This is a genomic window from Microcoleus sp. BM001215392 (genome assembly GCF_036700185.1).
Lineage (GTDB): Bacteria > Cyanobacteriota > Cyanobacteriia > Cyanobacteriales > Microcoleaceae > Microcoleus.
The window spans coordinates 1-10,340 of sequence record NZ_JAUBOJ010000117.1; the positions used below are offsets into that span (position 1 = coordinate 1).

Below are 10,340 nucleotides of genomic sequence, written 5' to 3' on the forward strand. Positions count from 1 at the left end.
ACTCTGGTAATTGGCAAAAATGTACAATGGAAAAACGAGATTAATTTAGGGAAACAAACTAATCAGAACTTCGTAACTGTTCCTCATGCTCGATTGATTGAGATGTTGGAATATAAGGCTGCATTGGTGGGAATAAAAGTGATGGTGCAGGAAGAATCATATACTTCTCAATCCAGTTTCCTGAATTTAGACCCGATTCCTGTTTATGGGGAGAATGGTGCCGATCGTGTCAAGTTTTGTGGTAAACGAATTAAGAGAGGATTGTACAAAACATCGAGCGGTAGATTAATTAACGCCGATGTCAATGGCTCTTATAATATCCTAAGAAAAGCAATCCCAAATGCCTTGTGCAATGGGATAGGTCGTGGGCGTAGTTCAGCCAAGGCGGGTGAATCCGCTCGAAGTAAAAGCGAAGGGGGAGGGACTTGAAGCCTCCCATGTCATGTCATAAATGCCTATACTTTTACCAGCTATCAGTTCTAAAATACCATCTAAAAGTCCCTGACCCGCGCGCATAATCGAAACTATTACCATTTTCTTCGACGCAGCCAGCATCGGTGCATTCATTTGGGCGATCGGCGTTTCAATCTCTTCATATTTGAGCGGCAAATCTCGCGTCACCTGATAGGCCAGCAGCATCCCAATTTCTCTCAGCAGTTGGCGAAATTTCCCCGTACTCGTTTGCGTTTGACGCATTAAAGTTAACTTGTGCTGTATCAAAGGATGGTCGATGACAGTAACTTTAGCGCTCATTTTTATTTACATTTAATTTTATTAATTATAATTATGCTTTCCTGAATCTGACAGAAAATACATAAATCCCCTCTTTTTCATCGTTCCCCGCCACCAGACCGAGCCTTTTACTACAACGCCAGCGGCTCTGATTCCAGAATTAAAGCAGATTTTCTCAAGCCATAGTGTAAGAAAATAATTAGCAGCTCAACAAATATTCACCAGTACAGCACCGACACAAAAAACCGATATTTGTTCCCCCAAAAACCCACAAAAAATATAGATATTTTGGCATCGAATCGTCCGGAAGAGTCTTTAAATGACATGAATCTTAGAAAGTACAAGGACAAAAAAGGCATTAGTCCATCAACTAATGCTACTGGAAGAAGCCCGGAGCCAAATACAGGTATCTAGCTCTCAGTCAGAGTCTGAATGCCTTTTCAGTAAAGGCTTGCCCTCTCCTAAATGGAAGAGTACAGCCTCAATTTTCATTGAATTATTCAGGTTTGTCCTAACACAAAAACATTAAGGAAAAAATCCATGAAATTTGTAAAACTCTTGCTAGCCACAGTATTAACGAGTGCTGCCATCAGCCCCGCTTTCGCGGCTACTCCGTCAGTTCAAATATTAGGTGCAAGCTACGGAGGTAGCGGTTGCCCCGATCGCTCCGCCAGCGTCACTGTCAGCCCAGACGGTCAAGAACTCAGCATTTTATTTGATAAATTTGCCGCCCAAGGCAACATCTCAACAGAAACCCGGAAAAGCTGCAATCTCAGCATTCCAATCAAAGTACCCCAAGGCTTCCAAATTTCGATATACGATGCCGATTACCGCGGCTACGTTGCTCCTAGAACGACAGGAACCCTGCGAGCAGAATACTTTTTTGCCGGCAACCGCGGCCCGGTTTTCAATCGGAATTTCAGCGGCGAAACTAACTACAACGTTCGAGATAGCTTAGCCACTGTAGCTGATGTTTGGTCTCGCTGCGGCGATAGCGTAAACATGAGAGTAAATGCTTCGATGACAGCCCGCGGTGCCGGCACGGCAACCGTTGACTCCTTCGATTTAGCTCATCGCGGCTTAGTTTATCACGTCAAATACCGCACTTGCAAGTAAGCAGAACCACCAAAAAAATATAACACCGATGACCCGGTTTCGTAAAGAAACCGGGTTTCTCAATGCTCTAATTACAACGATAATGATAATTAGGTTGGTAGTCAGGAATGCGAGTCCTCAGAATTTTATGCGGACTCGCATTCCTGACTACCAACCTATGATGTGTTTCCATCTCACCTACTTGGTCAAAACACAGTCCCGTCACTTTCAATCTGAATTGGCGATACTCCACCAGCCCTCAATTCTGCCGCAATTTTCCGCCCCGCCGCCCAAGTTCCTCCTTGCAAAATCTTCACCAGTGGCAATTGAGCGGCACTCAAATGCAGTTTTTCTCGCATAGCAGCAGCAATTTTATCTAAAAGAATCACAGTTAGCGATCGCCATTCAACTATAACTTCCGAACCAGGCAAATAACTCTCTTCAAAAATAACCGCATCTTTGGGTAGCAGCAGCCCGATATCCAAACACAAACCACCGTTACGGTACTCCGGCAATCCTGTAAGCTCATCCAATCCGGCGACTTCTAAACCAAGCTGTTGCAGCGGTTCCAACAGCGAATAAGTCAACCACTGCGAGAGTTTGTGAAACGGCACAAATTCATCCCCCAAATTTTCTCCTTGTAACGCGGGATGCCGCCACACATCGCCTAAATTAACACCAGCAATGGTATATCTTCCCGGCCAAATTTCCGCAAAACCATTCAAAACAGCACTTAAAACTTCAGAAGCATTCACAGTTTTGACTTCCGAAATCAGAGTGTCGAGTAAATATTTTGCCAAATTTCCGGGACGCGGATTTTCAGTGCCAAATAATAACGGATGCTGGCAAATCGTATCGCCCAAACGCTGCAACAATTCCCATCTGCCGGTTAAACTAACTAGCAGATTGTCTCGATTTACCTGAAATCCAGCAGCTAAAGTTTCTAGTTTTAACCCAGAAAGTCCCCGCGCATCAGCTTGAAGAGGAAAATCAGGATTGCTCGAAAAAATACCTTGACAAAACATCCGAAAAGTGGCTACAGCTAAACCTTCAGAACGGCGGTAAACCTGTCCTGTTTCTGCTTCGCAATACTGCCAATCTGCACCAGCGCCGGCATCGAGTAAAACGCTGACAATTACCAAATCAAATTTGATCTTAGCTTGCTCTATCAGTGTAAATTGTGCGAAAGCTGTATCTAGTTCCGCGAGGCGCGGCAAGTTACCCGCTTCAAAATGCCGCCAGCGGCTGTGGAAGGGAATGTTGAAGTCGGGATACTGTTGGCGGGTTGTGTCGATTACATAATTTGCTGCTTTGTCGAGTTGGGATAAATCGACGCCGAAGTAGCGGAGTTTATTTTCGGAGGCTAAGTCAAAAAGCCGATCGCACTTTTGGCGAATCGCAGCCGGGGTTCTCAGATATTCTACAGTCTCAAGTTCAATATTGCGCAGCTTCATACAACTAAGCACCGATAAACATCATTTTCTTTAAAAAAGTCAAACTGACTGTAATCTAAAAGATTATCTAAAATCACATTTCTATCAATTTTAATCAGCTTGTACTCCCACTTCGAGCCGCTCACTTCGCGTTTTATTTGATCCGAAACAATCACAGAATTTTTTTCAGTAGCCGGAGATACGATTTTGCTTAAATCTTCCAGCCTGTCAGCAATATTAATATCTTTGCCGTAAGTACAAGAGCGAAATATGTACAAATTTCCTTTAGCAACTCCCACAGACAAACCGCAAGGTATTTGATTGCCATGAATAAAAAGTTTCCAATTTTCGCACAAACTTTCCATTGCCGCTAAAGCTGAGTGAGCTTCCGGGAAAGTCAACAAATGCGAATCTCCCACAATACTCCGAATTGTGCCACCATATTCTTCACAAATTGTTTTTTCAAAAGTATCAAAATTAGTCAGCAAATATTCAATATCTTTAATAGAATTAGATTCTTGATAGGCAATAAAACCTCTCAAATCAGCTTTAATTATTGCTTGATTTTCTACGAGTCTAGTTTTGTAACTTTGGTCAACTTTGTAGACTTTTTCAGGTTCGCTCATTCCTTTCAAAGAAAACTCGTTGACAAAAGATGTTTGCAGTTCTGCTTTATTGAGCGCCAGCCATGCTGCTTGGGACAAATATATTTCATCCGGTGGAGTTACTGATTCAATGCGCGCTGTCAAGTTCACCGTATCGCCAAAAATATCTTTATCTTGATGCAAGACATCTCCTAAAGTAATCGATACGCGAATAGCCAATCGTTCGTCGTTGGATTTACTAGATTGTTGGGTTCTTAATTCTTGCTGCATTTCTAGGGCTGCCACCGCCGCTGCTGTGACGCTGGGAAAAATCATCCAAAACGAATCACCTTCGCCTTTGATCACGCTGCCTTCATTTCGAGTGCTAATATCTGAAATAAAATTTTTATGTTCGTTTAACAAACTACTTAAGTCCGACTGAGATAATTTTTTAACTCTAGCGGTATACCCGCAAATATCTGTTTTTACGATCACAGTAGAACGCAAATTAGCCATAACCTACCCTGACTGATCAAAACCAGCAATAAATTTTATTTTGCCAAGATGCGACTGTTCGCGTCCGATCGATCGCGTCTTGGCATCTCAATCTCCTAAATCGCGTCCGATCGCTTCTGCAAGAATTGTAGCATCTGGTACAGGGTCTGGTGTGTAGTAGCCAGCGGCTTTTTTAGCGACGATTTCGACTTGTGCGTCTCCGGGAATCCAGTCTTCAGGAATCGGAATGCGATCGACCACCTGAATGCCAGAATTGATAATCGCATTGTATTTCATATCGCTCATAGAAACTAAACTGTCAATGCGAGAGATCCCCAACCAGTGCAGCACGTCTGGCATTAATTCTTGAAACCGCATATCTTGAACTCCCGCAACACATTCAGTGCGAGTAAAATAGGCATCAGCGCGATCGCCGCCTTCCTGCCTTTTTCTGGCATTGTACACCAAAAACTTCGTTACTTCCCCCAAAGCTCTGCCTTCCTTGCGGAAATAAACAATTACCCCAGAGCCACCAGATTGTGCCGTTTGGATGCAAATTTCAATCCCGTGTACCAAATAAGGGCGGCAAGTGCAAATATCCGAACTAAACACATCAGAACCGTTGCATTCATCGTGTACCCGTACCGCCAACTGTTTATCTGGGTCAGAAATATTCGCAACATCGCCAATAATATAAACTGTAGTTCCGCCAATGGGCGGCAATAAAACCTGCAAATCCGGCCGCGTCACTAAATCCGAGAACATACCGCCTGTTTGCTCGAACAATACACGGCGGAGAACGCTTTCTTCTACCCCCAGCCTTTTGGCAATACCCGGCAAATACCACACCGGATCGATCGCAATTTTAGTTACTGCTAAATTGCCACCAGCTTTGACTATTTTGCCATCAATTTGCACCCGTCCCTTAGCAATTGCTTCTTGCAATTCCGGCATATTAATGTGAGCTTTCGTGACAGCAATTGTCGGTCGAATATCGTATCCCTGCTGGGAAAATGAAGTATAAATTTCGCTAACCAAACCCCCAAACGGATCGAGAGAAACGATCGAATTGCGATCGCCCCAACTCGGATGCGGCCCGATGTGTGCCGCCGGAGACGTGTTAGTAAAATCCGGGCGGTGATCTGCTTGGAGCGAGCCCGAAGCCACTGCTAGCGCTCGATAAACAGAGTAAGAACCCGAATGAGTGCCGATCGCATTCCGGTGAGACGATTTGCTGAGGCTGCCAATCACAGGCCCCCGTTTCAGTGGATCGATTTCTCCCCAGTAAATGGGAAGAGTTTTTGTGCCCGATCTGCCGGGATGGGATGTTAAAACTATATGCTTGGGTTTTGACACAGTTTTTTTTGGCTTTTACTATGGATGCTGCTGTTGGTTGTAAGCCAAATCGCAATCGGAAACAGTCATTCATCATAGCAACAGTACACGCATCCCTGCTCGAAACAATGGTGCTAAACGCACACAACCCAATCTAGGCTTAGCTTTGAGGAGCGTAGCATTATTTCAAATTATGCAACAGTAATCGATCGGCTGTGGATTCATTTTTAATCTGTCGCATTAATCGCAAATCTCTTAGCGACCACCTTACACCAGAAGTCGATGAAACAAGCCTCACAATTATTGTGTAGCATATTTATTTTCAGATTAAAATTGAATCCTTGAGTCGGATTTGATATAAGCTTAGAGTTGAATCTTCCCCCGGAAAGCCAAACTCAAAGACAGCACAACATTTATACACCTATTTTGAACTTTTAACAAATGCAAAAAAAGATTTGAGACCAACCGCTAACCTGCAATAAATCTCAAATCTTACATCAAATTATTTTGCTAAAAACGCCTCAATTCAGGCTTTGAGGGTGGCAGAATTCCATTAAAATTGCCTCGCCTTCGTCCCGAGAGTCCAATTCCTGGGCCAGACGCTTGACATAATTGTCGGAGATCAAGCGGCTGGAAATCTTCTGCGGTAAAAACCAGCGATTGCGCCACCGCAAAGAAAGCGAATAAGCCACCGCAGAAGGAAAGGAATAAGTGGACTGTCGCCGAATTTTCAAACCAGAAACTTCTCCTGCTTTACTCAAAGTTTTCGGAGTAAATTGTATGATGTTGCGGGGGAAATAAGCGCTGTGCCACCGCCAGCCGAGGACGCGCGCCGATTCGCACTCAGCATTCGGTACCGCAACCCAAATATAACCGTTAGGTGCCAGCAATTGCCTCATGCAGTCGAGTGTTTGTGCAGGCGAAGGTGTTGCCATCAAAACGTGGGAACAGGTGATCACATCAAACTTTTCATCAGTACCATTTTGCGCAATATACTCCTCCAAAGTGCCTGTAAAAACATCGAGTCCGCAATCGCGTGCCGCCGCCGCTGCCGATTCTCCAGGCTCAACCCCTTTAACTTCAACTCCCAGTTTTTTTAAGACTTGCAAAAAAGAACCTCCGCCGCATCCTACATCCAACAACCGCTTACCAACAGGTACTGGAATGTGTCGGTGTTCGCCCCGCCGTTTTGCTTCTTCAACTACTGCGTCCTCATCGTCAACGTGAGTGTTGTAGCACAGATAATCCGGGGGATAATAGGGAATCAATTCCTGCCAGGTAGGTTGGGGATTGAGAAATCGCAGACCGCAATCATCACAGCCGAATAGCGACCAATGCAGCGGTTCTTTAGGGTGCTCGGAATTTCCCGCTTTGTTGCGAAAGCTAATTTTTGGGGAATCGCAAACAGGGCAATTTGTGAGTTGTTGCATGGTAAGTTTTTCTGATTGATGAGCGAGTTCGGGCAGTATCAGCCGACAGACATACGACCAGCAGGATTTGCACTCAACAGCCCGGTTTTTAGCAAAAACAGCACCAAAGTAACCAGATATCTGCTAAAAAACCGGGTTTTTGGTCAAAGCTTGCCTATTTACAAGAATTACACAGTTTAATCAAACAAAACCGGACTTTTTGAATTTTTATTTCCTGATGAATGGCTGAGCTTTAAATTGTTGACCTCGCTACCGACAAGACAGAAAACTTATATTTTCACTCTTAACGGTATCAAAATTATAAGCTTCCTCATCAATAGCAGGTATTAACTAATTAATCAACAATCCCTGAAAATCGCAATTTTTCAATTATTTAATCGTTGGAGACTTCGACTATTCTGATGGCAGCGCTCGCTGTCTGCCTAGGTCTAAAATCTCAAATTGTACCTCACCCAGCGCGAGGCTATACGTAATATAGCGGGCCAACAATCATGCAAATAGAGACCAGGTTGCAACCATTATTCACTCAGTCATTGTTAGTTGTTAAATCTCACATCTCTAATAGTGTGATAGACCGTGCTGGATATGCAGCGCTGTCAAACAACTCAAAACAGATTTGAGATTTGTGATTGACTGCAAGTTGGTCAATCACAAATCTCAAATCTCATATTTTTGCTCAAAAAAAACCATTAAACCTGGCTTGGAGGGTGACAGAACTCCATTAAAATTGCCTCACCTTCATCGCGAGAGTCCAATTCCTTCGCCCAGCCTTCAACACGTTCATCTGAAAGGAACAAGCGGCTAACTTTGTGCGGTACAAACAATTTATAGCGCTGCCACAAACAGATAGAGTAACGAAGGGCATCCGGCAAAGAGTAGGTGTAATTGCGCTGAATTGCTAAACCTGCCTTTTCGCCGGCTAAAGCCAAAGTTTTTGGGGTATAACCGATCAAATTGTAAGGATAATCGGTGCTGTGCCAGCGCCAGCCCAGTTTCCGCGCGTAGGGCGAATCAGCGTTGGGTACAGCCACCCAAATGTAACCGTTAGGAGCCAGCAATTGCCTCATGCAGTCGAGTGTTTCTGCCGGGAAAGGCGTTGCTCCCAAAACGTGGGAGCAGAGGATAACATCAAACTTTTCGCCAGTACCTTTTGCTGCAACGTATTCTTCTACAGTGCCGGTGAAAATATCCACACCGGCTTCGCGCCCTGCCGCTGCGGCTGAGCTGCTAGGTTCAATTCCTGCTACCTCAACTCCGAGTTTTTTGAACACTTGGAGAATGGAACCTCCGCCGCATCCCACGTCTAACAGCCGCTTGCCTACAGGGATAGGAATGTGTCGGTATTCATTAAGTTCTTTGGCTTGTTTTATTTCCTTTTCTTCGTCTGGTGCGTGAGTGTTGTAGCACTGCCAGCCTTCAGGGTAATAATCGCTCAATTCATCCCATGTCGGCCGCGGATTTACGAATACTAAGTCACAATCTTCGCATCCGTAAACTGACCATTTAGGAGCTTGTTTAGGTTGGCGTGCTGTTCCTGCTGTGTACCGGAAGCTGATTTTGTTGGAGTTGCAAACTGGGCAATTTGTGTATTTTTGCATGGTTCAGTTTCAGTGTTTTTGCTGTTTTTAACAGTCGTTCATGGGGGCTGACAAACCACCATTTTTTACCATTAGTTGGGCAGGTAGAGTACACCACTGCAAGCCGATCGAGTAATATTGTGACAGAGCAGCCTTTGTAGATGCTCGGCTTGTTTGCGATTGACCCCGATCGATCCATCGGCGCTATACGATGTTATCTCTAAAGGGTGAGAGCCAGAAGGTAGCATTTGTTACCGAGAATACAACCGATGCTCAACAGACAATGATTTTCGGTAGCGTTTTGAGGTAGCGCTAAATTCTTAAGAAGATACTAACTCACAAATTTAATGTTGCCAAGTACATCTCACTATTTGCTGAAAAATGCTCGTGTTCCCCTGTCTCTGCTAGAGATCAAATCGATCGCCCAATCAGCTTCTATTCTCGCCACAACGGCTGAGAACAATTTTTGTGCGGTGGATCTGGAAATTGCAGCGGGTGCGATCGCCCAAATTATTCCTGCTGGTCAAAAAAATTTATTCCCAATTGCAGATATCCCAATTGTGGATTTGTGCAGCGGCTTAGTTTTGCCGTGTTTTGTAGATATGCACACGCATTTAGACAAAGGACATATCTGGGAGCGATCGCCCAATCCCGATGGAACTTTCGCTAGCGCGATCGACACAGTACGCGCTGATGTCCAAAAATACTGGAATGCAGAGGATGTTTACAGGCGGATGCAGTTCGGCCTCAAGTGCAGCTACGCCCACGGAACCAAAGCCATCCGCACTCACATCGACGCAGCAGGCGAACAGGGAACTGTTAGTTTAGCAGCATTTACAGCCCTGCAAGCCGAATGGGACACGAGGCTAATCTTGCAAGCAGTTTCCCTAGTTTCCCTCGACTATTTCCTGACACCCGCAGGCGAAAAATTAGCCGACAAAATTGCCGAAATCGGCGGCATTCTAGGCGGCGTCGCCTACATGAATCCCGATTTAGACAAACAACTCGATCGAGTATTTAGCCTAGCCCAAGAACGCGGTTTAAACCTCGACTTTCACACCGACGAAACAGACGATCCAGAATCAACAACACTGCGGGAAGTCGCAAAAACTGCCATCCGCCACAAATTTAGCGGTCAAATAATCTGCGGACACTGCTGTAGTTTAGCCGTACAACCGCCAGACTTATTAACAGAAACTTTGACATTAGTCAAGCAAGCAAATATTGGCATAGTCAGCTTGCCTATGTGCAACCTTTACCTACAAGACAGACAATCAGGGCGTACACCGCGTTGGCGGGGAGTGACGGTATTGCATGAACTAAGAGCAGCAGGAATTCCCGTCGCAGTTGCTAGCGACAACTGTCGCGATCCGTTCTACGGATTTGGCGACCACGATGTTTTAGAAGTCTTTAATATGGCAGCCCGCATCGCCCATTTAGATCGGCCTTGGGAAGAATGGCCGCGCACAGTCACAGAGACACCAGCAGATTTGATGGGATTGCCGAATTTAGGGAAAATTGCAGTTGGTTTACCCGCAGATTTGATTTTGTTTAAAGCGCGGAATTTCAGCGAATTGTTATCTAGGTCGCAGCGCGATCGCACAGTTTTGCGGCAAGGCAAAGAAATTGATACAACTCTGCCAGATTACCGCGAACTAG

Annotated in this window: 8 protein-coding genes and 1 pseudogene; 3 read left to right on the plus strand and 6 right to left on the minus strand. The window is 44.9% G+C overall.

Going from position 1 to position 10,340, the window contains the following annotated elements; all coding sequences use genetic code 11:
* Nucleotides 1–451, plus strand: a pseudogene (locus QT974_RS14645) (zinc ribbon domain-containing protein); the annotation flags it as partial.
* Here QT974_RS14645 and QT974_RS14650 read toward each other — a convergent pair.
* Nucleotides 376–753 carry a uracil phosphoribosyltransferase gene (locus QT974_RS14650; RefSeq protein WP_333469198.1) on the minus strand — a complete coding sequence of 126 codons (378 nt, stop codon included), beginning with the start codon at nt 751–753 and terminating at the stop codon, nt 376–378. The pseudogene QT974_RS14645 and the gene QT974_RS14650 sit on opposite strands and share 76 nt — an antisense overlap.
* A 519-nt stretch (nt 754–1,272) precedes the next feature.
* Here QT974_RS14650 and QT974_RS14655 point away from each other — a divergent pair.
* A complete protein-coding gene (locus QT974_RS14655) occupies nt 1,273–1,848 on the plus strand; it encodes a DUF4360 domain-containing protein (RefSeq protein ID WP_333469199.1) in 576 nt (191 codons plus the stop codon).
* Between the two features lie 185 nt (nt 1,849–2,033).
* Here QT974_RS14655 and QT974_RS14660 read toward each other — a convergent pair whose 3' ends face one another.
* The 5 genes from QT974_RS14660 to QT974_RS14680 all read right to left on the minus strand — a co-directional run bounded on the left by QT974_RS14660 (nt 2,034) and on the right by QT974_RS14680 (nt 8,702).
* Nucleotides 2,034–3,281 carry a URC4/urg3 family protein gene (locus QT974_RS14660; RefSeq protein ID WP_333469200.1) on the minus strand — a complete coding sequence of 416 codons (1,248 nt, stop codon included), beginning with the start codon at nt 3,279–3,281 and terminating at the stop codon, nt 2,034–2,036.
* On the minus strand, nt 3,278–4,360 hold the full coding sequence (locus QT974_RS14665; RefSeq protein WP_333469201.1) for an adenylate/guanylate cyclase domain-containing protein: 1,083 nt from the start codon (nt 4,358–4,360) through the stop codon (nt 3,278–3,280). Before QT974_RS14665 ends, QT974_RS14660 begins: the two co-directional genes overlap by 4 nt.
* Nucleotides 4,361–4,447: 87 nt before the next feature.
* Nucleotides 4,448–5,695, minus strand: a complete 1,248-nt coding sequence (locus tag QT974_RS14670) for a GTP cyclohydrolase II (RefSeq protein WP_333469202.1) — start codon at nt 5,693–5,695, stop codon at nt 4,448–4,450.
* Nucleotides 5,696–6,195: 500 nt separating this feature from the next.
* A complete protein-coding gene (locus QT974_RS14675) occupies nt 6,196–7,104 on the minus strand; it encodes a class I SAM-dependent methyltransferase (RefSeq protein WP_333469203.1) in 909 nt (302 codons plus the stop codon).
* Nucleotides 7,105–7,793: 689 nt separating this feature from the next.
* Nucleotides 7,794–8,702: a class I SAM-dependent methyltransferase gene (locus tag QT974_RS14680; protein ID WP_333469204.1), complete on the minus strand. Its 909-nt coding sequence runs from the start codon at nt 8,700–8,702 to the stop codon at nt 7,794–7,796.
* 326 nt (nt 8,703–9,028) lie between these two features.
* Here QT974_RS14680 and QT974_RS14685 point away from each other — a divergent pair.
* The coding region (locus QT974_RS14685) for a cytosine deaminase (protein ID WP_333469205.1) at nt 9,029–10,340 on the plus strand (1,312 nt) is incomplete at its 3' end.

What these genes read in the sequence shown, in the direction of transcription:
- QT974_RS14655 (WP_333469199.1), top strand. Translation starts at nt 1,273, where the DNA reads ATGAAATTTGTAAAACTCTTGCTAGCCACAGTATTAACGAGTGCTGCC.
- QT974_RS14665 (WP_333469201.1), bottom strand. Translation starts at nt 4,360, where the DNA reads ATGGCTAATTTGCGTTCTACTGTGATCGTAAAAACAGATATTTGCGGG.
- QT974_RS14650 (WP_333469198.1), bottom strand. Translation starts at nt 753, where the DNA reads ATGAGCGCTAAAGTTACTGTCATCGACCATCCTTTGATACAGCACAAG.
- QT974_RS14660 (WP_333469200.1), bottom strand. Translation starts at nt 3,281, where the DNA reads ATGAAGCTGCGCAATATTGAACTTGAGACTGTAGAATATCTGAGAACC.
- QT974_RS14675 (WP_333469203.1), bottom strand. Translation starts at nt 7,104, where the DNA reads ATGCAACAACTCACAAATTGCCCTGTTTGCGATTCCCCAAAAATTAGC.
- QT974_RS14680 (WP_333469204.1), bottom strand. Translation starts at nt 8,702, where the DNA reads ATGCAAAAATACACAAATTGCCCAGTTTGCAACTCCAACAAAATCAGC.